19 protein-coding genes are annotated in these 23,337 nt (G+C 68.3%); 12 read left to right on the forward strand and 7 right to left on the reverse strand.

Going from position 1 to position 23,337, the window contains the following annotated elements:
• Positions 1 to 43: 43 nt before the first annotated feature.
• The gene (locus WMF14_RS12050; protein ID WP_437800999.1) at positions 44 to 1,999 is read right to left on the reverse strand and encodes a multicopper oxidase family protein; all 1,956 of its coding nucleotides are present in this window, start codon (positions 1,997 to 1,999) and stop codon (positions 44 to 46) included.
• Positions 2,000 to 2,097: 98 nt separating this feature from the next.
• Here WMF14_RS12050 and WMF14_RS12055 point away from each other — a divergent pair, with 98 nt between their 5' ends.
• Positions 2,098 to 2,982: a LysR family transcriptional regulator gene (locus WMF14_RS12055; protein WP_437801001.1), complete on the forward strand. Its 885-nt coding sequence runs from the start codon at positions 2,098 to 2,100 to the stop codon at positions 2,980 to 2,982.
• 90 nt (positions 2,983 to 3,072) lie between these two features.
• On the opposite strand, the gene WMF14_RS12060 is transcribed toward WMF14_RS12055, so the two are convergent.
• The 6 genes from WMF14_RS12060 to WMF14_RS12085 form a co-directional block, all read right to left on the reverse strand.
• Positions 3,073 to 3,534 (reverse strand): hypothetical protein, encoded by a 462-nt coding sequence (locus WMF14_RS12060; RefSeq protein ID WP_437801003.1) that lies wholly within the window; start codon positions 3,532 to 3,534, stop codon positions 3,073 to 3,075.
• 11 nt (positions 3,535 to 3,545) lie between these two features.
• On the reverse strand, positions 3,546 to 4,421 hold the full coding sequence (locus WMF14_RS12065) for a hypothetical protein (RefSeq protein ID WP_437801005.1): 876 nt from the start codon (positions 4,419 to 4,421) through the stop codon (positions 3,546 to 3,548).
• Between the two features lie 199 nt (positions 4,422 to 4,620).
• Positions 4,621 to 5,124: a hypothetical protein gene (locus WMF14_RS12070; protein ID WP_437801007.1), complete on the reverse strand. Its 504-nt coding sequence runs from the start codon at positions 5,122 to 5,124 to the stop codon at positions 4,621 to 4,623.
• 369 nt (positions 5,125 to 5,493) lie between these two features.
• Positions 5,494 to 6,180, reverse strand: a complete 687-nt coding sequence (locus WMF14_RS12075; RefSeq protein WP_437801009.1) for an RNA polymerase sigma factor — start codon at positions 6,178 to 6,180, stop codon at positions 5,494 to 5,496.
• 126 nt (positions 6,181 to 6,306) lie between these two features.
• Positions 6,307 to 6,822, reverse strand: coding sequence for a hypothetical protein (locus tag WMF14_RS12080; RefSeq protein WP_437801011.1), 516 nt, complete (start codon positions 6,820 to 6,822; stop codon positions 6,307 to 6,309).
• Positions 6,823 to 6,838: 16 nt separating this feature from the next.
• Positions 6,839 to 7,531, reverse strand: a complete 693-nt coding sequence (locus WMF14_RS12085; RefSeq protein ID WP_437801013.1) for a hypothetical protein — start codon at positions 7,529 to 7,531, stop codon at positions 6,839 to 6,841.
• Positions 7,532 to 7,625: 94 nt separating this feature from the next.
• On the opposite strand from WMF14_RS12085, the gene WMF14_RS12090 reads away from it, so the two are divergent.
• From WMF14_RS12090 to WMF14_RS12140, 11 genes are all read left to right on the forward strand, one after another.
• A complete protein-coding gene (locus tag WMF14_RS12090; protein ID WP_437801015.1) occupies positions 7,626 to 7,820 on the forward strand; it encodes a hypothetical protein in 195 nt (64 codons plus the stop codon).
• A 354-nt stretch (positions 7,821 to 8,174) separates the two neighbouring features.
• Positions 8,175 to 10,085: a sigma 54-interacting transcriptional regulator gene (locus tag WMF14_RS12095; protein ID WP_437801017.1), complete on the forward strand. Its 1,911-nt coding sequence runs from the start codon at positions 8,175 to 8,177 to the stop codon at positions 10,083 to 10,085.
• A 148-nt stretch (positions 10,086 to 10,233) separates the two neighbouring features.
• Positions 10,234 to 11,406: a polyprenyl synthetase family protein gene (locus WMF14_RS12100; RefSeq protein ID WP_437801019.1), complete on the forward strand. Its 1,173-nt coding sequence runs from the start codon at positions 10,234 to 10,236 to the stop codon at positions 11,404 to 11,406.
• Between the two features lie 414 nt (positions 11,407 to 11,820).
• Entirely contained in the window at positions 11,821 to 12,333 is a 513-nt protein-coding gene (locus WMF14_RS12105; protein ID WP_437801021.1) for a hypothetical protein, read from the forward strand.
• A complete protein-coding gene (locus WMF14_RS12110) occupies positions 12,317 to 12,784 on the forward strand; it encodes a hypothetical protein (RefSeq protein WP_437801023.1) in 468 nt (155 codons plus the stop codon). The genes WMF14_RS12105 and WMF14_RS12110 overlap by 17 nt, the downstream gene beginning before the upstream one ends.
• A complete protein-coding gene (locus tag WMF14_RS12115) occupies positions 12,781 to 13,851 on the forward strand; it encodes a hypothetical protein (protein WP_437801024.1) in 1,071 nt (356 codons plus the stop codon). The genes WMF14_RS12110 and WMF14_RS12115 overlap by 4 nt, the downstream gene beginning before the upstream one ends.
• 7 nt (positions 13,852 to 13,858) lie before the next feature.
• Positions 13,859 to 14,278 carry a sterol-binding-like protein gene (locus WMF14_RS12120; protein WP_437801026.1) on the forward strand — a complete coding sequence of 140 codons (420 nt, stop codon included), beginning with the start codon at positions 13,859 to 13,861 and terminating at the stop codon, positions 14,276 to 14,278.
• A gap of 24 nt (positions 14,279 to 14,302) precedes the next feature.
• Positions 14,303 to 17,446, forward strand: a complete 3,144-nt coding sequence (locus WMF14_RS12125) for a hypothetical protein (RefSeq protein ID WP_437801028.1) — start codon at positions 14,303 to 14,305, stop codon at positions 17,444 to 17,446.
• Positions 17,447 to 17,513: 67 nt separating this feature from the next.
• Complete coding sequence (locus tag WMF14_RS12130; protein WP_437789980.1) at positions 17,514 to 18,902, forward strand: IS1380 family transposase; 1,389 nt, start codon at positions 17,514 to 17,516, stop codon at positions 18,900 to 18,902.
• A 51-nt stretch (positions 18,903 to 18,953) separates the two neighbouring features.
• On the forward strand, positions 18,954 to 19,454 hold the full coding sequence (locus WMF14_RS12135) for a hypothetical protein (RefSeq protein WP_437801030.1): 501 nt from the start codon (positions 18,954 to 18,956) through the stop codon (positions 19,452 to 19,454).
• 7 nt (positions 19,455 to 19,461) lie between these two features.
• Positions 19,462 to 23,334: an FAD-binding protein gene (locus WMF14_RS12140; protein WP_437801032.1), complete on the forward strand. Its 3,873-nt coding sequence runs from the start codon at positions 19,462 to 19,464 to the stop codon at positions 23,332 to 23,334.
• Positions 23,335 to 23,337 lie beyond the last annotated feature (3 nt).

Here is a 23,337-nt window from a genome sequence, read left to right on the forward strand (position 1 = left end):
CAACGTGAGTGCCACCCGGCGAGTCAGCGACCGCGAGGGGAGCTCACGGCCCGCAGAGCTCCGGGTTCGGCGGCGGCGGCGCCGGGTACGCGTCCGTCGCCGTCTTTGCGAACTGGCACGCGAGATCGTCCGGCTGACACCCCGCCTGGGAGATGCACGCGCCGCTCTCGTCCGTCCCCTGGCACAGGCACTCCTCATCTCCCGGGTTGCAGATCTCGACGAGCTCCATCATCCCTTCGTCCTCGTGGTTCAGCTTGTGGCAGTGCAGCACGAACTGTCCCGTGAACCTCCGGGGGTTCATGATCACGTCGCGCGGCCCGTCTTCGGCCTGGACCCACATCGTGTCCCGCCAGTGGGCGAAGTTGGGCTCCTTGTTCGATTTGTTGGGGCACACGAGGAACGGGTTGATGTGAATATGGAACGGGTGCCCGTCGAACGCGCGGATCTCCCAGCGCTCCGGGCTCCCGGCGGTCATGACGCGATCGCTCCGGTAGCCGCGGGCGCGCCGCTCGTCGAACTTGCGGCAGCTGATGTTCGGATCCGGGCAGATGCACACAGGGGCGTCCGGATCGACCTCGTGCGGGTGCTCTCCCGGGTCACATGACATGAGCGCCACATCGCTGCTGAGATCGGGCGGCTTGCTCCCCGGCGTGGGCACGAGGAGCACCACCTTCTGGTGCACGCTCTCGAGCGAATCGCAGCTCACCTCCATCTGCTCGCCGTCGACCGTGCCCGTCCACGAGGTGGGCGGCGCGAGCGCGGCCACGTCCGCCTCCGCGGGCAGGTTCACCTCGGTGGGCTCGCCCGCGCCCGGGTCCACGTCGACGATCGCGATCACGCTCCCCAGGAGATCGTTCGGCCGGCGCCCGACGAGGCAGAGCGTCTGCTTGCCTTCAGGCATCTTCACCATCACGTCGGCGCGGTACCCGGGAGAGACCCACACCGTGTCGCTCCTGTAGAACTGCGGGAGCGTCAGCCCGTCGCGCGCGATCTGCGTGGTCTCGATGGGCGTCTTGTCGAAGTCGGAGCACGAATCGTCCTTCGCGACGTGGAGCTTCATCCCCATCTCGTCCGGGCTGCCCGCGTAGACCATGCGCCAGCGCTCCACCTGCCCGGGGGGCGTCGTGAGCCGCGGCCTGAGCTTGCCGTTGATCAGCGTGGCCCGGAGCGACTCGACGGCGAGGAAGTCGGTCACCGACAGGTTGTCCTCGGTGCACTCCTCTCCCTCCTTCAAGGGCACCGTGTTCTCGTGATCGATGGGCACCTGCGTCATGACCATCACCCGCTCTCTGGCCTTGGCGATGCCGGGCAGCTCGTCGAGCGCGCCCTCGATGAGGAGCGCCCCGGCGGCCCCATCCATGACCTGGATGGCCGTGGAGCCGTGGATGTGAGGGTGGTACCAGTCCGTGCCCTCGTGGTGGATCCCGTCCTCGTCCAGGTCCCAGCGGTACCGGGCGCTCTCTCCCGGCCCCACCTCGTGCAGCACGTGGTCGCCGAAATACCTCCCTTCGGGCGCGCAGCCGTCCCCCTCGCACGGGTCCGCGGGATCGTCCGTCGCGAAGTTGGGCTGCACGTGCAGGCCGTGGCCGTGCAAGTTCGTCAGGTTGAAGTCGTGGCACGACCTGCTGCCATGGCCCATCATGCTCGCGATCTCGCGGAAGTCGCTCTTCGTGAAGTCGTTATGCAGGTTCACGTGGACCTTGCGATCCTCGCCCTTCGGAATGCGGATCGTGGGGCCGCTCGTCATTCCGTTGTACGCGCGGAGACAGAACCGCCGCCCGTCGATCTCGACCTCGCTCGGGCCGAAACGCAGCTCGTAAGCTCCATCCGCGCCCGGCTGGAGCTCGGGGGGGTCCTCGTATGTGGACGTCGTCTGCGGCGTCGTGCTCGTCGTGCTCGTCTCCTCGCCTCCGCCGCAGCCTGCGAGCGCCGCGAGGGAGAGGGTTAGCGCCGCGAGCGAGGCTGTGCGCGTGAGCGCGTGCGAATCGTCTCGTGCCATCGACTTGTCTCCTCCTTCCGCGACACTATCGAGCGGCGCCGCATGTGGATGGCCGAAGACGGTCACCCCTGGCTAGAATGCGGACAGTGGCAGGGTGTATGGACCTCGAAGAGCTTCGCGCCTTCCTCGCCGTGGTCGAGGCCGGTTCCTTCCTGGGCGCGGCCCGCGCGCTCGGCTCGTCGCGCACGACGCTCCGGCGTCAGGTCGCGTCGCTGGAGGCGCGCGCCGGCGTCCTCCTGCTCGAGAGCGTGCGGAACGGCGTCGTGCCGACCGAGGCCGGGCAGGTGCTCGCCCGGAAGGGGCGCGGCATGGTGCAGGAGGCCGCCGCGCTCCTCGCCTCGATCCGGGAGGTGGGCGACGCGCCCTCGGGCACCCTGCGGGTCATCCTGCCCGTGGGGCTGCCGCCGCACATGATGACGCCGCTCTTCGCCGCCGTCCGGAGCGCGTATCCGAGGCTCCACGTCCACTGCCGCTTCAGCAACGATCCGCTGGGGGAGGCGCTCACGGACATCGACATCGCCGTCCACTTCGGCGAGGACGCGCCGAGCGGACACTGGATATCGCACGTCGTCCTGCGCGTCCGCGAGTGGCTCATCGCCAGCCGCGCGTACCTGGAGAAGCGCGGCACGCCACGGACGATCGACGATCTGAAGCACCATGAGCTGTTCGCGTGGCAGGCCCCGGGCGAGGACGCGCGCACCTGGAGGACATGGCGGGGCGCGCCCTTCACCGTCCAGCCGGCCCTCATCGCGACGGACATCCACTTCATCCGGCACTGCTGCATCTCCGGCCTGGGCATCGGCCTCGTCCCCGACGCGCTCGTGCCCGACCCCGACGTGGGGCCGGACGTGCTCGTGCCGGTCTTGCCCGACGTGGTGGGGCAGGAGCGGCCCGTGCGGCTCAGCGTCCCGGGGGCGCTGTCGGAGATACCGAAGATCAAGGTGTTCATCGGGCACGTGCGCGCGTCGCTCGGGAAGCTGTAGCGGGGCGTGGAGCCGCAGGCGGCCGCCGCGGGCATCCCCGTCACGACGGCGATGCGCCCGAGATCGCCGGTGCTGGCCCGCCCGCGCGCGTCATTCTTTGGGCGACAAGAAGAAGACTCCGAGGGCGGCGCTGATCAGACCTTGAATCGGAGTCATGTAGACATTGGATTGAAGAAGCATGTCGACGGCCTCGGCGGCATTCCCCTTGTGAGGGGCGCCGATGGGCAGGAGCAGCACGATCGTCAGATAGAACGCCGAGGCTCCCAGCGTGAGGTGGAAGAAGAATTTCGACACCCGCCGACGCTGTGCCTCTTGTCTGGCAGCGGCGACGAGCTCGCAGTTCACGAGCACGCCCATCACCAGGATCAATGTCGGCGTCGTCGCTGGCAACATCCACTGCCAGACGCTCTTCTGCAAGTCCTCTCCCTTCGCGGTCATGAAGACATTGCCGAAGCTCGTCTGCGCTATCACGACGATCAATATGGCGGCGAAGAACCCCATCCAAAGTAGCGCCAAGGCGCGCTGGCAGTCGAGGAGTGGCTTTGTGTCCATGCTGTGCCTCGCTATGGCGTGATGCTGATCTGTGCCGCTGAGAGGTGCTCGGAGGCGCTGACTCCGCTCTGGACCAACGTCGCCTCCGCGCCCTTCTCTGGGCGCTCGAATACATATGCAAGTGCGCGAACGGCGTATTGGCGGGATGGCAGCGTATCCGGGATGCCGAGAGGAATGGAGGACGACGTGTCTCCCGCTTCCGGCGCAATGAACGTCTCAAGGGTGCCGACTCGGTCGCTGTCCTTGATGGATCCGCTCGTGCACGTGAATATGAACATTCGGTACCGGGTGCTGTCGTTGATGAACGTTCGCCTCAGCCGGTGTACGACGATGTCCCAGATGGCGTCTGGAGTGGTGTCGAAGTCGGTCGAGAATCGTCGCTCCGGCTCCGGGTACAGCGGCTTGTTGTTCGCTCCGATCTTCTCTGGCGGCGTGACGATGGCGAATCCATCCAGAAGGCCGAACCAGTAGGTTCGCGTGTACCCGGCGCGAGCAAGCCTGTCGGCGATCCTCTCCGAGGCCAGCTTCAACGACTGGGCGGGGGCATCGGATGTCCTCAATGTAGCCCGCGATGATGCCTTGGGTAAAGGATATTTCATCCTCGGCAGGTCGCTTGGGCGGTGCCACCGGATGTAGCCGCGAACTAGGGCCGGTGGTAGCGCGTAATCTCCAACTCGAGCGGCTACGCAGGCGTCAAATTGTGGATCGATGTCTGAGTGGAATGCCGCTCTTCCTGAGCTCTCCAAGCTCAGCTCGAACATGCCGCTTCCACTGCCAACGGGAGCGCAATCTTCGGTCGCCGCTGCCAGCCCGGTGCCAGCCGACCGCTGGCTATCCGAGATGGCGATCCCTGAAATTCCGAGCGGCCCGCTGAACGACGTGTCCATTGCCGGGGACATGTACCCGGACGGGTCCGTCGGGAGGCCGCAGCTGGTGCTGAGCGAGGTCAGCGCGAGCGCGGCCAGGATTGGGCTTCTTTTTTGTCTCAGGTGAGGACTCATGTGGTAGATCACCTCAGGCTGAACACGTCAGGGCCAGGAGTCGTATTCCTGCGGAGACCGGCGGGCGCCAGGCCGGCCGCGCCGCTCACTGAATGGAAGGCCCGTTCAGCTCCTTTTGCAGGTTGCCGATGTCGCGGAGCAACTCGAGGCGCTTCTTTTCCTTCTCCAGCGCGTCGATCCCGGCATTGTCGACCGCGTCCTTGCGCGTCTTCGCGGCGTCGATCGCCCTCGTCACGCTCCCGCCGAACGACTCCACTGCAGCCGCGTCCACCGGTGAGCTCGACGATGACATGCTGAGCAGGGCGCCCGACGACGGTGCGAGCTTGACCGAGTACGACATCGCAACCTCGCCCGCTTCCCCGTCCAGATCGCCTGGCAGCGCCGCGATCGCGCCATACTGCGCGATGTTCAAGGTCGAGTGAAGCCTCTCTTCCTTGCCCACGGTCAGCCACGCGAGCGCCTGAGCGGGGACACGATAGACGATGCCGGAAGGGGAGGTTCGTGAAGCTGCCGTCCTCCGCGAGGCGTTCGCCAGAGACAGGTCGCTGATCTTCAGCTGCCCGCGGCGGCGCGCGGAACGGGATGTCACGACCATCGAACGTCGAGGGCCTCCAGCCTGATTCGCTCATGGTTCAGATCTCGTCTCCATGGCCTGAGCCATCCCAGGGTGGCGCGCCGGTCGTCAACGTGGGGTGAACGAACCGAGCAAGCAGGACCCGTACCTGCGACCGCGACGCAGCGTGGTGCCTGCGCGCTCGATGCCGCGGCGCGGTACGTCCCTGCCTACGCCGCCGTGCGTGGGTCGACGAATGAGCGCAAGCACGGAGGACCCGCTCCGCGGGCGCTCCACTCTGACGCGTCGGCCGGCGGCTGACGCGTCGGTGACGCGCCATCGGCGCCGCGCCCTGCTTGGTGCTGCACCCCCGAGGGTCGTCGTCACCCTCCGCGTGCTCCTCGGTCACAGCGTGTCTTCGTCCCACCCGGCGCCGCGCAGGGCAGCTCTGATCTGCTCGTACGCGCGATGGGCGCGTTGCTTGACGACGTCACACGTCGTGCCGAGCACGCTCGCCGCCTCGGCGACGCTGAGCCCCTCCTCCCTCAAGATGACGTAGGCGCTCCGGGTCTTCTCGGACATCCGAGCGATCTCGCGATCGATCACCAGCGCCATGTCGCGCGTGCACGCGTCGTCCTCCGGCGAGCCGTCGCGGCTCGGCAAGGAGCGGAGCGTGGTGGGCCCGCTGTCGGGGCCGTGCAGGTCCTCTCGACGTCTCTGGCGGTGGCGGGCGCGGTCCAGGTGCGCGGAGCGCGCGATCGCGAAGGCCCAGTGGAGCGCCGGCCCGCCGGGAACGTAGGAGGCGCGCGCGCGGTGGAGCCGGAGGAACGCGTCCTGGAAGAGATCGTCCGCGTCGCTGCGGCTCCGCGTGAGGCGCAGGCAGAAGCGGTGCAGTCGTGGGGCGAGGGTCCGGTAGAGCTCGCCGAAGGCGCTCGCCTCGCCCGCCGCGTAACGCTGCATGATGCCGTCGAGCGATGGGGCAGAGCAAACCATCGATGGCTCGGTCGCGCGCGCGGCGCGGCGGTCGACCGAAGAGGCGCGGAGCCTGCCCTCGATCAGCCCTGTCCCGCCCATGGTCACGTCGGCGGCCATATGCCCTCCCGGCGGGTGTGCGTCGCCGCGGTGAGCCGGCGACATTCCGCATGCGGCGGCCCGCCGCCAGCGCGGGCGTTCGTCGGCCTTCCGGCGAGCGCCCAGCGCGCAGACGGCGGGGAGCGGCTACTCGCCGTCCTTGCCTCCGGCGCCTTTGCCTCCTTCGCCGCCGCCGCCCGTGGTCGAGCCGCCCGCGCCTCCGGCGCCCCCGGCGCCCCCGGCGCTAGAGCTCGACGCTTGAGACGACGATGACGCTGCGCGGCTCGCGCCGCACTGCTGGCTCTCGCCGTTCCTGTTCAGGAACGTCGGCGTGCGCTCCTCGCAGATGCTGTTCGCGAACTCGATGGCCTGCCGCGCCGCCGGACGAGCTTCGTCCGCCGTTCGGAAGTAGCAGGCCTCGGCGTCGAAGTTGAGCCCGCGGCAGCCGCATTCGTTGTCGACCGAGTAGAAATCGTTGCTCACGCAGCAGGTGCAAAACGGCGTGTTCTGATATGCAGGGTCCTTGCAGACGTCCTTCAGGGTCGTCTCTATCTCGCTCTTGGCATCGTCGCAGCCGCTCGGCTGGTCGCACGCAGGGGTCGCGGCGGCGAGTCCGGCGAACGTGGCGAGGGCCGCCACGAGGCGCATTGCGAAGCGTCTCATGAGTGCTCCTTCGGCGCTACAGATTGAATGTCTTGCTGAGGTTGACGAGCCCGACTGCCAATCCCACGTAGGGGTGGAGCGACCTGTCGAGCGAGGTGGTCGCGGCGCCGCCCATGCCCATCAGGGTGAGGAGGCCGATGTCGCCGGTGCCGAGGGTGACGCCCAGGTACGCGCCGAACGCGGGAGAGATCGTGGCGTCGGCCTCGCAGGGGAGCCTCTTCTCGAAGTCGCCGTTCGCGACCCGGCAACCGTTTCGCTCGCTCGCGGCCAGATCTTTGGAGACGAGCATCGAGAGGAGGCCGAGCTCGCCCGAGAGGCGCCCCTTCGTGTCCATCGGGAGACGGATCCCCGCCGCGGGGATCGCGGCCGATACGAGCGCGTGGCTCGTCTGCCCTGCGTGGTAGGCCCCCGGCGACACCGTCGTGAGCGAGCCGCTGGCCACGAAGACCCCCACGTACAAGCACGGGTGAAACCGGGCGCCGCCTCCGCACACGGCATCTACTTTGGCGGTCACGGCCTTGTCTGCCGTTGATTTCGTCACCTCCGCGACGTCTTTTTTGCGGGCTTCCTCCTCGCTTGCTGCCGGCGTGGCGGCGAGGGTCTTCGCGTCCGCGTCGAGCTCGTCCGTCGTCTTCTTCGCTTCTTCGAGGCGCCCCGCCTCCGCCTGCAGTATGGCCTTCTCCGAGTTGTTGAGTATTTTCTGAGACAATGATTCAATCGTGGGCGCCGGGGGGTCCGCTGCCAAGGCGGGTCGCGCTGAAGCGAGCGCGACGAACGCGGCGGCCCATCGAGGATGTCTGAGCATGTTTCACTCCGGGGTGTGGGCGAGTTCTTGTGGATTTCTGAGGGTGCCGTTCGGCGTCGAGCGGGAAACCGGCGTCGTGTTCGCTCTCTCGAACGAGAGCTCGTTCCTCGCGAAGCGCTGCCGCTCGGCTCTGCTCGACGCCATCCGACGCGGCCCGCCGTCGCTCAGCGGCGCGGTGCTCATCCTCTCGTAATGGCAAGGAGCGTGCCTCGTCGCTGGGGGGCGAAGTCGCCTCCCGGCGTCGGGCAGCGGCCGGGGGGCATTGCCCGGAGCCCTCTCGGCGGAACGTCACTGACACGTCAGCCGGGAGCTGACGTGTCGGCGGCACGGCAGGGGGCAGATCGCCGGGAGGGCTGGCCCTCGCGTTGACGCGCCGACGTGTCATCGACGCGTCGGCCCGCAACCGACGCGTCGGCGACGGGCCGTTGCTCCGCCGCGCGGCGGTGCGCTCCGCCGTTGTGCCCTGCTCTCACGGTCTCCCAAGGCCGTCCGGCTACCCGCTGTTGCGGACGGGCGGCGAACCGCCCTACACTCCGCGGTTGGCTCGATGGCGCATCGCACGGCCCCTGATCCCGAGACCGATCCCGCGCGCACCGTCGCTGTCGCCGCGGCTGCGCTCGACACCTGGCGTGGATCGCAAGCCGTCGACGAAGGGCTCGTCCAGCCGGTCCTGGTCCCGGCGCTGACGATCGCCTACCACCCGCTGATCGAGCGTATCGGCGCCTACGCGGTGCTGCACGAGCTCGCCGCGGGCGAGCCGGTGCTGCTCTCGCGCGTCAGCCCCGCGTTCTCCTCGCGGAGCCAGCCGGACGCCGAGCCGCTCGCTGACCGGAACCTGAGCCGCGGCCCGCTCCTCCTGACGGCGAACGGGAGCGGCGTGCGGCTCGATCGCGGCGACTGCCGCACGCACGTCGCGGTCGGGGGTGAGCCGCTGCGGGGCGCGATCGAGCTCTCCGCCCACGACCTCCAGCGCGGCGTCGTGCTGGAGCTCGCTGGCAGGGTCGTCCTCCTCTTGCACCTCACCCGGGCCGCGATCGCGACCGGCACCACGTTCGTCACCCTGGGCGACGATCCGGTGCGCGCCGATCTCCTCGGCGAGAGCGCCGCCATGCAGCGGCTGCGCCAGGACATCCGCCGCGTCTCCGATCTCGACGTCCCGGTGCTCATCCGCGGGGAGACCGGGACCGGGAAGGAGCTCGTCGCCCGCGCCATCCACGGCGCGAGCCTGCGCCGCGCCGGGCCCTTCGTCGCCGTGAACCTCGCCGCCATCCCCGGCACGCTCGCGGTCTCGGAGCTCTTCGGCGCCGACCGCGGCGCGTTCACCGGGGCCGTGCGGCGTCACGCCGGCTTCTTCGCGCAGGCGCACGGCGGGACGCTGTTCCTCGACGAGGTCGGTGAGGCGCCTCAGGAGATCCAGGTCGCGCTGCTCCGCGCGCTGGAGACAGGCGAGATCCAGCCGGTGGGGGCGGAGCGCCCGCAGAAGATCGACGCGCGCCTGCTCGCCGCCACGGACGCCGATCTCGACATGAAGATCACCGAGGGCAGCTTTCGCGCGCCGCTGCTCCACCGCCTGGCTGCCTACGAACTCTGGGTGCCTGCCCTGCGCGAGCGCCGTGACGATATCGGACCTCTCCTGCTGCACTTCTGCGAGCAGGAGCTCGCACACCTCGGCGACGCGCACCGCCTCCGCTCGGCTCCGGAGCAGGGGGAGCTCTGGCTCCCCGCCTCGCTGGTCGCCCGCCTGGTCAACTACGACTGGCCGGGGAACGTCCGGCAGCTCCGCAACGTCGCGCGGCAGCTCGTCATCGGCAATCGCGGCCGGAGCCGGGTCGAGTTCGTTCCCAGCGTCGTGAGGCTCCTGCACGGTATGCACGCGAGCCCGGCCGTCGGAGCCGCGTCTGGAGCGGGCCCGGTGGCCGTCGGAGCCGCGTCTGGAACGGGCCCGCCGGCCGGCGGGGTAGCCGCGTCCGGAACGAGCCTGCCGGCCGGGGTAGCCGCGCCGATCTCCAGCCCCCCGGAGGGCGATCCTGCTGCTCCGGCCCAGCCGAGGCTCGCCGCAGGAAGCAGCGCGCCCCCGGCGCCCGCGCCGCGCGACGCCTCGTCGCCGCTCGACGCAGCGCACCCCGAAGGGCGCCGCAAGCCGGCCGAGCTGAGCGAGGACGAGGTCTCGGAGGCCCTGCGCGCGAGCCGCTGGGACCTCGCCGCTGCAGCCAGCCTGCTCCGCATCTCGCGCGCGTCGCTGTACGCCGTCATCCAGGGCAACGCGCGCTTCCGCACGGCCGGGTCCCTGTCGGCCGAGGACATCTCCCGCGCCCACGCGACGTGCTCCGGCGACGTGGACCGGATGGTGGAATGGCTCGAGGTCTCCGAGAGAGGTCTGCGGAGGCGCCTGCGCGAGCTCGGACTGGAAGAGCACCCCGCCCGTGGTCCCGGCGACGACACGAGGAAATCGAAATAACGGCGCCACGGCGCAAGGATCCTCGCCGGAGTCTCCCTTCGCGATTCCGATCACGAGTGAAATTTGTGACCATCATGCCCGTCGTGGCCGTTCGACCCCACCTCCAGGAATCGGGCCCGCGCCTCTCGCAGAGCGACCCATCCCGGCGATGACACCGGCAGAGCTGATTCACTATCTGGAGGAGTGCCGCGCGCTCGCGGCCGCGGAGATCCGGCGCATCATCCCGGCAGACCGGCGCTCCGGCGGGGCGCTGTACGAGCTGATGCTCGACTACCCCCTCCGGGAAGCCAAAGGGCTCAGGCCGGCGCTCTGCATCGCGACGTGCCGCGCGCTCGGCGGCAAGCTGGAGGCGGTCGTGCGCTCGGCCGCCGTGCTCGAGCTCTACCACAACGCCTTCCTCATCCACGACGACATCGAGGACGAGTCGCTGATGCGCCGCGGCGGCATGACGCTTCACCGCGCCCACGGCGTGCCCATCGCGGTGAACGTGGGCGACGCCATGCTCGCGCTCTCGCTCCAGCCGCTGCTCGACAACGTCGGCGTCATCGGGCTGGGCCCCTCGCTGCGCATCCTCCAGGCGGTGGCGAGGATGACGCGCGAGTCGGTGGAGGGGCAGGCCCTCGAGCTCGACTGGGTGCGCCGGGAGGTCTGGGACCTCTCGGACGACGATTACATCCACATGGTGGAGCAGAAGACCTGCTGGTACAGCTTCATCACGCCCGTCGTGCTCGGCGCGATCGCGGCGCGCCTCGATCCCGAGCGCACCGAGCGGATCGCCGAGTTCGCGCGCAGGCTGGGCGTCGCGTTCCAGATCCAGGACGACGTCCTGAACCTGGCCGGCGACGTGGGCGAGTACGGCAAGGAGATCGGCGGCGACCTCTGGGAAGGCAAGCGGACGCTGATGCTGCTCCACATGATGCGCCGCGCGACGCCGGAGGAGCGCGCCGAGGCGGCGCGGATCCTGTCGCTGGCCCGCCCGCGCGGCGTGGAGGGGGAGCCGGCGGTGCCTCCGGCGATCGACGCGACCCTCGCGCGGCTGGTCGATCGAGGAGAGCTGACCCCGGCCGGGCGCGATCAGCTGCGCGCCGCGCTGGCAGAGGCGCACCGCGGGGGCGACGCCGTGAAGACCACCGAGCAGGTACGCTTTCTGCAGGAGCTGATCGCTCGATACGACAGCATCGAGCACGCGCGGGCGGTGGCGCGCGCCTGGGTGGAAGAGGCCCAGCGCGCGCTCGACGCCTGCAAAGGATGGCTGCTGCCGTCTGCGCACCGCGATCTCCTGGAGGCTCTGGTCTCGTATGTGCTCGATCGCGTCAGGTGAGTGATGGAAGAGATCTTTCGGATGTTCGCGGAGGCCTATCGCGCCAGCGTGGCGCAGCCGTTCCTGGGATCGCCGTTTGCGGGAGCACCGCTCGCGGGAGGGCCGCTGCCGGGAGTGCCGTTTGCGGGAGGGCCGCTGCCGGGAGTGCCGTTTGCGGGAGGGCCGCTGCCGGGAGTGCCGTTTGCGGGAGGGCCGCTGCCGGGAGTGCCGTTTGCGGGAGGGCCGCTTCCTGGAGCGCTATTTCCGGGAGGACCGCTTCCGGGAGCTCCCCGCGACGCCACGCCGCCGGGGTCGTCGGGCGGTGAGCCTGCCGCGGGCCCCGAGGTGGCGCAGGACGGCGGCGCGCCGTCGCCGGGCGCCGCCGGCAGTCCATGGTGGGTCGCGCCTGCGCCGGGACTGCCACCGTTGCCCTCGATGTTCGATTGGATCCGCATCCAGGCGCTCATCTATGAAGAGATGCGGCGCATCCAGGACCTCCTTATCGAGCGCCTGGTCGCGCCGGCCATGCGCGCTTCCGCGCGAGGGCCGGACAGCGCCGGCGGGGCCGCTCCGCCCGAGGGGGCCACGGCCGATCCGCGCGAGGGCGAGATCGTCGATGTCTTGCGCCGGGCGCAGCTCCTCCTGCTCCGGCACCCGGTCGCGGCGCAGGCCGCCTTTTCTACCCTCATCGCCGAGGGGAGGCGGTTCGCGGCGACCCCCGAGGGCGCCGCGTGGACGGCGGCGCTCGGGTCCTCGGATCTGCTCCGCCACGGCCGGCGCGTGTGGGACGCGGTGTCGCTCAACCTGCTGGAAGAAGATCCAGAGACCATCGTCCCCTCGGCGTACCTGGAAGCGCTGCTCCGCGCCGCGAAGTCGGCCGATCTCGACAGCCTGCTGAGCGCGCTGCGGGACGCACCCGGGGAGGGCGGCCGTGCCCCTGCTCGATAGCGTCCGCGACGAGTTCGCGAACCGCAATGTGCTCCTGCACCTGCTCCTGGGCGCCATCTCGGTGGGCCGCAGGCTCGACGCGTTCCTCCCCGGGACGCCGCCGACGCCCGAGCCGCCGGCGGACGCGCCCGAGCCGCCGGCGGACGCGCCCGAGCTGCCGGCGGACGCGCCCGAGCTGCCAGCGGACGCGCCCGAGCCGCCCACGGACGCGCCCGAGGCGCGCGGCCTGCCGCCGTCGGACGGCGCCCAGCGTGTCACGTCGGCGCGCGACCGCCGCGGCGCTGGCGATCAGCTCCTCTACCTGGTGCTCGGCGCGATCTCCCTCCGCCGCGCGCTGATGGCCGAGATCGAGCCGCTGCGCGCCGCGCACGCCGAGGCCGCGCGGCGCGACGCCGCGGGGGCGCAGGAGCCCGCGGTCCAGGCGGCGAAGCTCCGGGATCTGCTCCGGTGATCTCCGCGCCGCCCTTCCCCGCGCCGTCGCCGGAGATCACGGCCGCGCTGCCCGGGATCGACTACTTCCGGCGCTCGCCATCGCGGCTCACCGGCAGAGCGGATCACAAGGAGTGGCAGCACTTCCTTGTCCACACCGAGGCGGCTCACCTGCTCGTGAACTTCAACCTCATCGACGATCGCTGGGCCCGCGACGCGAGGCGCGCCGAGACAGCGCGGCTCATCGTGCTCGCGCGCGTCGGGGCCGGCTGGGACGGCGACATGGACCGCTTCGAGGAGGCCGAGGTCGACGTGATCCCTGGCGGCATGAGCGCGCGCTTCGGCCGCAACGCGATGGGCTTTGATCGCGGGCGGTACCTGCTCTCGATCGCGCTGCGCGGCCGCCCGATCGCGGCCGAGCTCGAGCTCGTGCCGACGACCTTCCCCGCGCTCTCGTCGAATCAGCCGCTCTCGCGGGACCGGTACCTCTCGTGGGCGTTCGTGCCCCGCCTCGTGGCGCGCGGCACCATCTCGGTCGGCGGCCGCGCCGAGCGCATCGAGGCCGCGCCCGCGTACCACGATCACAACTGGGGCCATTTCCTCTGGGGCGACGATTTCTCGTGGGAGTGGGGCTCGGCGCTGCCGTGGGACGCTGGCAACGAGTGGAGCCTCGTCCACGTGCGGATGGCGGACCGCGGCCGCTCGGTGGCGCGTTATCAGGGGCTGTTCCTCTGGCGGGGCGCGCACCCGTTCCGGATCTTCCGCGACGACGAGATGAGCGTGACGCACGACGGCTGCTTCGATCTCACGAGGCCGCTCAAGATCCCGCGCGTCATGGCGATGCTGTCGCCCGGCACGGCGAGCGACGTGCCGCGGCGCATGGAGGTGCGCGCGCGCGGCGACGGCGACGACCTGCGGGTGCGCTTCGAGTCGGAGGACGTCGCCCAGGTGGTGATGCCGAGCGAGCACGATCTGGAAGGGGTGATCACGCTCAACGAGGTGAGCGGCCGGGTCACCGTGGAGGGCCGCGTCCGCGGCGCGCGCGTCGAGATGGAGGGCCCCGGTGTCTTCGAGTTCATCCGCGACTAGGGGCTCCGTGGCGGCGCTGCTCGACGAGTCGCTCGCGACGCTCGCCAGGGAATTGCCAGAGGCGTACGCCCGGATGTGCGCGCGGCTCGCCGGGAGGACGGTGCGGATCGAGGTGGACGGGGAGATCTTCGCGGCGGTCTTCGAGGGCGCGGCGGCGCGCGTGCGGCGGCTAAGCCCGGAGGACGACGCGGGCGCGGACGCGTCGATCACGGCGAGCCGGCGGGCCATCCGGGACGTGCTCGAGGCGCGGCGGTCGCTCGCGGACGCGGTGCTCGCCGACGAGGTGGAGGCGGTGGCGCCGGTCGACAGCCTGGTGGAGGTCCTCTCCGGGTTATCGACGTACGTGCACGGCGCTGTGCGGTGTCCGTCGTTCCCGCGGCTACTGGAGCGGTTCCAGGCGCTGCTCGCGGGGGATGAAGAGGCGTGAGGTTCGGGGAGCGAGGAGGGTGACGTGGCAGATAGAAAAGGCATGCCCAAGGTGACTGTCTTCGGGGCCAGCATCGCCGGGCTCACCGCCGCGCACGAGCTCGCGGTGCGCGGGTTCGATGTCGAGGTGATCGAAATGGCGACGGCCTTGGCCCCGGACCTCAAGAATCGCGGGCGCGTGAAGCGCTCGCTCGCATTGGGCGGCAAAGTCCGGACGCAGTATGTGCTGGCCGACCCGTTCTCCGACCCGGACTCCTGGGAACCGTCGCTCCCCACCGCCACCGCGGAGGTGCCTTCCTCTGCGCTGGGTTGGGCGGGGAAAGCGTCCACTCGTCAGCTACCGATTCTAATCCCGTTCAAGCGTCCCGAGGATGAGTTGGCCAGTGAAAGCGCGCGGCTTCCCGCCGACAAGGCGAAGATGCTGAAGGGGATCGTGGACGAAATTCGAGCGTGCTGCGCTCCGAGGCGAAGCGACGCAGAGACCAGGGCGAATCGAGCCTGGTACTGCGTGGAGATCTCCGGAGTCCAAGGCTCCGAGAATCCGGCGAACTCAGCCGAAGTGGCCAAACTGGAGAGGCTCCTGGCCATCTGGAGCAAGCAGGTCGAAGATGCATTGAAATATGAACTGGGTGCTGCGCTCGAGAATGAAGCACGCGCGCACGAGCGCGGGAGAGCCAAAGGTCCGGTGAGAGAGTCTGCCCGGACGGAAGCCCGCGCAGCGGAGATGCTCCATCCTGCGACAGGGATCAATGTGCTTCATCGCATTGATGTCAAATGCGAAGGGGGAACGCGCGCAGCGGCCGCAGATGCAACGGAGAAGCAAGCGGAGGGCGTCCTTGCACGGACAGGAGAAGAGGCAGAGGGATGCCTGGGCGTCCAGGTGCGCTTTGGGCACGTGTTCCCGATAGCTATCACATTTATCGACTCGCGGCCCATGATGCCGCGTCTGTCCAGCGACGGCGAGCGAAGCGTCGAGATGATCGGGCGCATACTCGATCGCGTTACAGAAAATTATACGCGATCGCCTTGGGTGATCGTTCATGTGGACGCATCTGTTCTGCATGCGGACGCCGACAGTATGAAGAGGGCCGAGTGGGGCGTGCGCCTCATTGAGGATCGCTTGCGCGGGAGGGCGCGCCTCGTGAGCACCGAGCCTCATCGCGAGCTGGTCATCTTGCGCAGTGTCAATGTGCATCCCCTCACTCCGCCGCCGGAAAGTCATTTTGTGGTTTACGTCGATGTCGAACAGAGTTTGCCCACGGATATCGAGTTCTATGCCAGCGAGAAGACATTGACGCCGGCAGGGGCCGAGAAGGTCGATGCGCTGGTCGCTGCTTACAGGGTCATGACAGCTAACCATCGATGGCCACGCTGGTTCATGTGGCCGTTCGAGTGCCACGATCCGAGCGACGTCACGCTCGCGGGGGCCGTCCAGGAATGGCTGCGGGGAGAGCCGCTGGACCCCTCCCAGGGCGGGCTGAATTCCGAGGCCTCGACGCGGAGAACGCAGCTCCATCTTCTGCCGACGATGCTGCCTGGTGAACATCGGCCATTCGCTGTCGCGCCCTATGACCGGCACCTCACCAACACGCTACGCCGCATCTTCGTGGGGCCTTCGGACGCAGCCGTCGCCGCCGGCGAACGGGTCGTGCTCGACAATTTGAATCCGCTCTTCGGCAGGGGTGACGCGGACTGGGGGGGGAGCGCCGCTCGACAGCAAGGCCAGGCGATCGACCTCCGGACACCAGCGGCCTTCTTCGCGCGCCTGCGTGACGATCCTGGCAGCTTCGCGCAACTGCTGCTCCGACTGCTGCGGTACGCGACGATCTGCCCGGAGCGGCGTGAAGCGGAGCTCGCGAGCTTGTCGTTCTGGGAGTACCTCGAAGGGCGTGACAACCTCCTTCGCATCCCCCGCTATCGGTACTCTGACGTGTTTCGGAGCGACCTCTCCCTGCTCTGCAGAATTGTGACCGGAATGAGCGCCGATGCGGGCGATGCGCGGACGTGTGCCAATGTGTTCTTGCAGGTGCTCACGACATCCATCCGCCCCACGCCGAAGCCGTACCAGGCGTTCAACGCACCGACGACCGAAGCCTGGCTCGCACCGTGGCAAGAGTACTTGAAGAGTCTCAACGTCAAATTCACACACGGAAAACTCACTCGTCTCGAATCGGCAAGGGGAGAGGTCGTCGCGCACTACCAGCCGCTCTGCGAGGACGGGGAGGCCGACGGACAAGAGGTGTGCAGCGCGGCCGATTATTATGTTGTCGCGACCGGCATACTGACCACGCGCCAGCTCACATGGAAGCTCGACGGCGATGTCCCCGCCCAGCTCTCGGAGTGGGTCGACGCGGACGCGGACGACCCGCCGCCGGCCGGGCGCCTCAAGCCGCTGGCGGGCATCCAGTACTTCTTCGTCACCGACGAGCGAGCGAGGATCGAACCTGCGTACTTCTGTGTGCGCGATTCCGGTTGGTCTCTGACGGTCGTGACGAGCGACAAACTCTGGCACTATCCGCCGCGCGTGACGTGCAACGGATTCAATGGAATGGTCAGCGTTGATATCCTCGCGTGGGATACGCCGGCGGGGCAGGGGCCGCTCGCAGACCGCAGCGCCTGGCAGTGCACGCGCCGCGAGCTGGCCGAGGAGGTCTGGAGGCGTATCGAGCCTCACCTCCGGACGAGGCTCCCCGAGGGAGCTCCTCCGCTCCGGCCGCGCTGGTACCACATCGATGACAACGTCGTCTACAAGGGGTCTATCAGGGAGACCGGGGCGGGACCAAGCGCTGACGCCGTGGACGCCGGGCCGATCGTGCGGTGCGATGCCATGTACGCCATCCCGCAGAAGGGCGAGTGGAGCCGCCGGCCCGGCGCGCCGCGGCCGGGTCGCAGCGCCACCGATGTAATTCACCGGCACAAGTTGGTGTTCGTAGGGGATTACATGCAGACATGCACGCGGACGGCGACGCCGGAGGCTGCCAACGAGTCCGCGCGGCGCGCCGTGAACGCGATATTGCAGGATAACCTGGCGAAGTCGCAGGGAGCGCATCTGGCCTCCAGTCATGGGAAGCACGGGAAGGACACCGTGTTCGACGAGGTATGGTCGACCTCCGGAGAGGGGTGGCACTCAGCGTGGATTTCGCGCCCAGAAATCCGATCCGGGGCGTGAGAAATCCGGCGCTGTAAAAGGAACGCCTTGAAAGAAAGGCTCGGCGTGGCGACCCGTCCGGGTTGCTATGACCAAACGAAGGCACACGCCGAGCACCTCCAAGGTGCGCCGGCGCGAACTCGGGTTCAAGAGGAAAGGCGACGGGCGGCACCAGGAGCGAATCCGGCGGCCAAACCCTGCCATGATTCACATCGCGCCCACGGAGAAGAATCTGACGGGCATCGCAGGGCTTGCCCCATTCGGCGCCTTCATCCGGGAGCTTGGCGTCGACGCGGCCTTGAGCCGCAGGTTCTTCCGGCTGAAGTCGGGTCGCTCGGTTATCTACCCGATGGCCGCGCAGATGCGCCTGCTGATGGACGGCGCGCTCGCCGGCGAGGAGCGCGTCTTCGGCATCGAGGCGCTCGCCGTCGATCCGCTCTTCGTACGCCTCGCCGGCGGGGTCGTCCCGAGCATCGACACCGTCTACCGGGACCTGTGCCGCTTCGACGACGATGCGCTCGAGGCGCTGCACAGCATGGTCGTCGATCACGGGCTTGCCCTGGTTGCTCGCCGAAAGCACCGATTCGTGCATATCGACGTCGACACCACCGTGGAGCCGCTCTTCGGAATGCAGGAGGGGGCGCGGCCGGGCCCGAACCCGCGCTACCACGGCCGGCCGAGCTATCATCCGATCCTGGCGCGGATCGCCGAGGTTGACGCCATCGTCGGGGCCAAGCTGCGACCGGGCGACACGAGCTTCGGCGAAGCCGATGTGCCCTTCGTCGAGAAGTGCATTGATCGCGCGCGCGCCGCAGCTCCGAGTGCAGCCATCTACGTACGGATCGATGGCGCTGGGGATTGCAGCGCCTTGATGCACGCCGTTGCTGCGAAGGGATGCTTTTTCCTGACCAAGGCGCGGATGAGCCCCGATCTGGTGGGCAGGATCGCGTACGCCACCGGATGGCGGACCATCGACCGAGATGCCGACGGTCGTCCTCGACGGCAGGTGACCGAGGTGCTCTTCCGGCGCCGCGATTGGCCCGATGGGGTCCGCGTCATCGCCGTACGCACACGCGACCGGGAGAATGGCAAGCAGATCAACCTTTGGGAGGGGCTCGACTACACGGTGCAGGTCTTTTTGACCAACGAGCCGGTCGAAGCGCCGGAAGACGTCGCGGCGCGGTATGACCTGCGCGCGGGCATCGAGCCGCTCATTGGCGAGCTCAAGCACGGGTGGGGATGCGGTCGCGTGCCGAGCCACTGCTTCAACGCCAATCATGCCGCGCTGCTGCTGAAGCTGCTGACGGCCAACCTGATGCGCCGCTATGTGCTGGAGCACGTTCCGCACCTGGCGAGCTGGCGAACGCCGTGGCTGCGCCGCGCGCTGATCCTCGTTCCGGGAAGGTTGGCCCGGTCGGGTCGGGGCACGACCCTGCACGTGCCGACGTGCTCGCAGCTCGCCCGCTGGCTCAATTGAAAATGAAACCAGCCGAAATGATCGTGGGGGGTAAGGGGGGCGTGCGCCTTCGTGACGCTCTGGGCGTCAGCCAATTGTAGTTTAAACCGCACGCGCTTGGCCGAGCGCCGCTCGCACGGCGCCTTCGGCTCGCTCGTGCCCCCCTGGGCGCGAAATCCACGCTCAGCAAACCGCGTGCTCCGCAGCGAAGCGCGTCAGGTCACGGATCTGTGCGAGGTATGGAATCCGGAAGACCACGAGATCCCGGAGCTCGCCCAGATGAAGCGCTACGACGCATGGTGCTTCGCGCGCAAGCTCGCGCCCCCCTGGGATCTCGTCAATATCGAGGCGCTACCCATGCTCATGTCGTGGGCGCCGGGCCTCGCGCCTGGCAGCGCGGCGCGACCCAAGGGCGAGCACTTCTCGCCAGCCGAGCAGACACCTTCGTGGACAGGTGAGGCCCTCATCCGGCTCATCATGAGCATCCGCCAGGTCGTCGAGGCGCGCTTGAACGTCGAAGGACCGCCTTCCGTCGGGTCTGACGACATCACTTCGGACGCGAGTCGGCGGTGAGGTTACCATGACGGACAAATTGAGCCCCAGTTGCGAGACGAGAGACAAAGAGGAGCTAGACCGCGCGCGGAGTGTGACGATCTACGGCGCCGGGATCGCAGGGCTGACCGTCGCCCACGAGCTGGCCGAACGCGGATTCAAGGTCCGTGTCGTTGAATGCGATACGGCCTACGACAAGCGCGGAGCGCTCGGGATGGCCATTGGCGGCGCTGCCCGCACGCAGTACGCAGCGGCGCGTCGCGATGATACGGGCGAGTCGCGGCCTCTCTGGTGTCAGAGCGAGCTGTCGGCGGCGGATGCGCGGCTCCATCCCGCTCGCAATCAGATAGTTCAGCTGAAGGTCCGCTTCCGCCACCGGAGCGATTGGATCCACAAAGACGATCGCAGCAAGCTCGAGCGACAGCTCTACTGGTGCTTCTCCAACTTTCCGGAGGCGCAAAAGGTGGAAATCCAGGGCTACGTCGACCCCGACCAATTGATCGGCGATGATCTGCACCGCAAGCGTGCCGCGGCCGTCAAACAAGCTTTTGAGGAAGTCTGGCGACTTCATCCGACTATGGCTCGCATCAACAGCCCACCGCTCACCTTGAGTCCGATCGGAGGGCAGGCGCAGCCAGCGAATCCATGGAAGCTACTGAAAGCGGGCAGTGCAATTTCTGTTAATCTGCTAGCCGACGGGGACGGCATCGATAATAAAGATGATGTCGTGGCGTGGCTCAAAGATAGTCTTGAGCGTCGCGGCGCAGAACTCGCGCTCTGGTTCGTGGTCACGGCGGGACGTAGCGGACCCGGCTATCCGCACGTCCGTGAGCTCGCTGAACGCCACCTGCGGATCGCGAGGGCACGCGTGTGGAGCCTGGTAAAGTCGCACGTCGACCTACCCGCCGATCTGACGTTTCGTGCGGCGGGCGAGGTCAAGCTCGTGGATGGAATCGACCCGATCCGTGTGACGCTGTACGTCTCAGAGCGTCCCTCGCGGACTCAGGGCCAGAGCGGCAAGAACCTCGACTCTTCGCGCCGCGATCTCGTTGGAGCCTCGATGCGCATATGGTTCGGGCCGCTGTGCGAGTACGTGCAGGAGAAACCGAAGTCGGGGAGCGGCGAGTCAAAGCAGTCGAATTTGATGGTTCAGCAGCTGGCGGACCCGATCATACGGGCAGAGAAGCCATCGTTCGACTTGTACCGAGTAATGCCCTCGTCCAAGGAACTCCCTTCGTCGGAGTCTCCGCCCGCACAAGGGGATGTATCCCCCTCGCCGGCGGCGCCGCGCAGCCCGGAGGCTGGCGAGGAAATTGGGGGTCTCCGCGCGACCCCGTGGCGTCCCGTCACCGTTCAGTTCGGTGAAGGGGCCCGCGAGCCGGAGGAGACGGAGAAGACCGCGCTGCGCAACGCGCTGACAAGATTGTTCGAGAACACAGGCGACAAGGAGATCCACAGGATTACGGTTACCGGTTACGTCGGCGCCGAGGTCGATCCGAAAGAGCCGAGACTGCGTCGTGAGGGCACCGAGGATGGGAGTTCGCCCCAGGCGCTCTATTCTAAAGGGCTCGCCGAGGCCCGGGCGAAGGCTATCTCTGGTTTGATCACGGATAGCCTCCCGAAAGAAAGAAGTCGTCAGTTCCGCGTCGAGGCACGTTGGGCTCGGCCGGGTGAGCTGGCTGCCTCGGTGCTCGGCGAGCCCATGGAGCACAACCGCGTCGCCGTGGTCGATGTGCGCCGCGTCATGCTGCCCGGTGAGCATGGGTTCCGCTTCTTTCCCTCGTACTACAACCACGTGTTCGACACGATGCGCCGGATCCCTATCCTCGATGAGAGCGGACGCGAGACCGGTCGCAGTGTCTACGACAACGTGATGCCAACGCCCAACCAGGGCGTCGCTCAGAACGGGCTCAGCCCGCTCATCCTGCCCCGCTCGCCCCCGGAGTCGGCCTATGAGCGCAAGGAGCGCCTGTCGGTGCTCCGTGACCTGGGCTACACGCCGCTCGACGTCCTGCAGTTCATGCTGAGGACGCTTCGATACATGAGCACCTGCTCGAAACGGCGATCCGCGGAGCTGGAGGCGATCTCCTGGTGGGAGTACCTTCAGGGGTACGATCCCAGGACAGACACTTATCGGTACAAATACAGCGAGCGGTTCAAGCGGGATATCACGACACAGGCGCGTACCCTGGCTTCGTTCGATGCGGTGTGGGGCGACGCGAGGACGTGCGGCAACACCTGGGTCCAGCTCTTCTACAACTGGCTGCAGCCGGCCGCGAAGGTCGACGGCACGCTCAACGGCCCCACCAGCGAGGCGTGGCTCGACCCATGGAGACAGTACCTCACGACGCGGCTCGGCGTCGAGTTCGTTCAGGGGACGTTGGTCCATGTCGAGCTGGAGGAAAAGGACGGCAAACCGACCGTCGTGCCTCATGTGTGGCTGCCCGACGAAGCCGCTGACACGCAAGGCCCCGGGCCTGTCCCCGAGAGCTACGAATCCGATTACTACGTCATCGCGACCGATCCCAGGACGGCAGAGGAGGTGACCCGGAATCTCTATGGCGCGCCCGGTGACAGGGGCCGGATCGGCGTGCCCCTCGGGCTGGATGGGTTCACGACGCGGGTGCGCCCGGAGCCGCCCGAGGAGGGGCCAGGGAAGGCACGGAGCCCGTCCGGAAAATTCGGCCTCCAGCTCTGGGACAGGTTCCAGACCATGTCCGGCATCCAGTTCTTCTTCAAGAACGAAGACTTCAAGCTCAACGACGGCTATGTCTTCTTCAACAAGGCCGCATGGGCCCTGACCTCGATCAACAGCGCGCAGTTCTGGACCCGACGCCCGACGGAGAAGCGCGACGGCTTCACTTCGCTCATCACCGTCGACCTCTGCGACTGGGATGCAAAGGCCGATGGCGGCCGCGTGGTCGGCAAGTCGATGTGGGAGTGCACGGCGAACGAGATCGCCGACGAGGTCTGGCGGCAGATCACGAAGGAGATCCGGCTCGCAACCCCGCGCGGCCAGACAGGGAGCCCGTTCGCGGGCATCCCGCCGCGCCCCACCTGGTTCCACATCGACCGGAACATCGAGTTCGGGAAGGATCCGCCCGACGTCGAGCGCCCGGTCCGCAACCGCACACCGTACCTGGTTCCCATCAAGGCCGACTGGCGCAACCGGCCGGGCGCCCAGCCGTGGGACCCGAGCCCGGTCGCCTTCAATCTCCCGCCCGATTACCCCGAGGAGAAGCGGCTCGAGGGCGAGTGGCAAGCGAGGCACGGCGGCTACCTCGTGCACTGGGACAAGCTCGTCTTCGCCGGCGTCTACCTCAAGACCTTCACGCGCATGACGACCATGGAGGCCGCGAACGAGTCCGGCCGGCACGCCGCCAACGCGATCCTCGACCACTGGCTCGCCACGTCCCCCGGCAGGTGGTCGCCGCGGCACCGGGAGGCCGTGAGGGCGCGCGCGGACGAAGACGAGGAGGAGCGCATCGAGGAGGCGCGGCACATGCGCTCGAGCGTCTTCTACACGGCGACGCCGGGCGGCGACTACTGCAAGATCTGGAACCCGGAGCGCTGGGAGATGCCCGATTTCATGCTGGCCAAGCAGGCCGACGAGCGGAACTTCGACCTGGGCCTGCCGCATCCGTGGGACGTGTTTGGCCTGGAGACGATCCCGTCGCTCCTCTCCCACACGATCAACGCCAAGATCTCCGGCGCCGCGCCGAACAAGCTCGGCGCCTCCCTCCCGGACTCGTTCGAGGCGGCGTTCGAGACCCTGCTGCGCTCCATCTACCCCGAAGGCGGGTGGGACTCGATGCTCGACGTCCTGCGCAAGTACCGCCGCGAGATCGATGAGCAGATGCGCAACGCGGCCCGGGCCGCGCGCGGCGAGCCGCTCCCGTGATCC

The sequence above is a fragment of the Sorangium sp. So ce693 genome (genome assembly GCF_051521375.1).
GTDB lineage: Bacteria > Myxococcota_A > Polyangia > Polyangiales > Polyangiaceae > Sorangium > Sorangium atrum.

Excerpts from the sequence above, each read along its gene's own strand:
- WMF14_RS12050 (WP_437800999.1), bottom strand. The coding sequence starts at position 1,999 with ATGGCACGAGACGATTCGCACGCGCTCACGCGCACAGCCTCGCTCGCG.
- WMF14_RS12055 (WP_437801001.1), top strand. The coding sequence starts at position 2,098 with ATGGACCTCGAAGAGCTTCGCGCCTTCCTCGCCGTGGTCGAGGCCGGT.
- WMF14_RS12060 (WP_437801003.1), bottom strand. The coding sequence starts at position 3,534 with ATGGACACAAAGCCACTCCTCGACTGCCAGCGCGCCTTGGCGCTACTT.
- WMF14_RS12065 (WP_437801005.1), bottom strand. The coding sequence starts at position 4,421 with ATGGACACGTCGTTCAGCGGGCCGCTCGGAATTTCAGGGATCGCCATC.
- WMF14_RS12075 (WP_437801009.1), bottom strand. The coding sequence starts at position 6,180 with ATGGCCGCCGACGTGACCATGGGCGGGACAGGGCTGATCGAGGGCAGG.
- WMF14_RS12080 (WP_437801011.1), bottom strand. The coding sequence starts at position 6,822 with ATGAGACGCTTCGCAATGCGCCTCGTGGCGGCCCTCGCCACGTTCGCC.
- WMF14_RS12090 (WP_437801015.1), top strand. The coding sequence starts at position 7,626 with ATGTTTCACTCCGGGGTGTGGGCGAGTTCTTGTGGATTTCTGAGGGTG.
- WMF14_RS12095 (WP_437801017.1), top strand. The coding sequence starts at position 8,175 with ATGGCGCATCGCACGGCCCCTGATCCCGAGACCGATCCCGCGCGCACC.
- WMF14_RS12100 (WP_437801019.1), top strand. The coding sequence starts at position 10,234 with ATGACACCGGCAGAGCTGATTCACTATCTGGAGGAGTGCCGCGCGCTC.
- WMF14_RS12105 (WP_437801021.1), top strand. The coding sequence starts at position 11,821 with ATGTTCGATTGGATCCGCATCCAGGCGCTCATCTATGAAGAGATGCGG.
- WMF14_RS12130 (WP_437789980.1), top strand. The coding sequence starts at position 17,514 with ATGACCAAACGAAGGCACACGCCGAGCACCTCCAAGGTGCGCCGGCGC.
- WMF14_RS12140 (WP_437801032.1), top strand. The coding sequence starts at position 19,462 with ATGACGGACAAATTGAGCCCCAGTTGCGAGACGAGAGACAAAGAGGAG.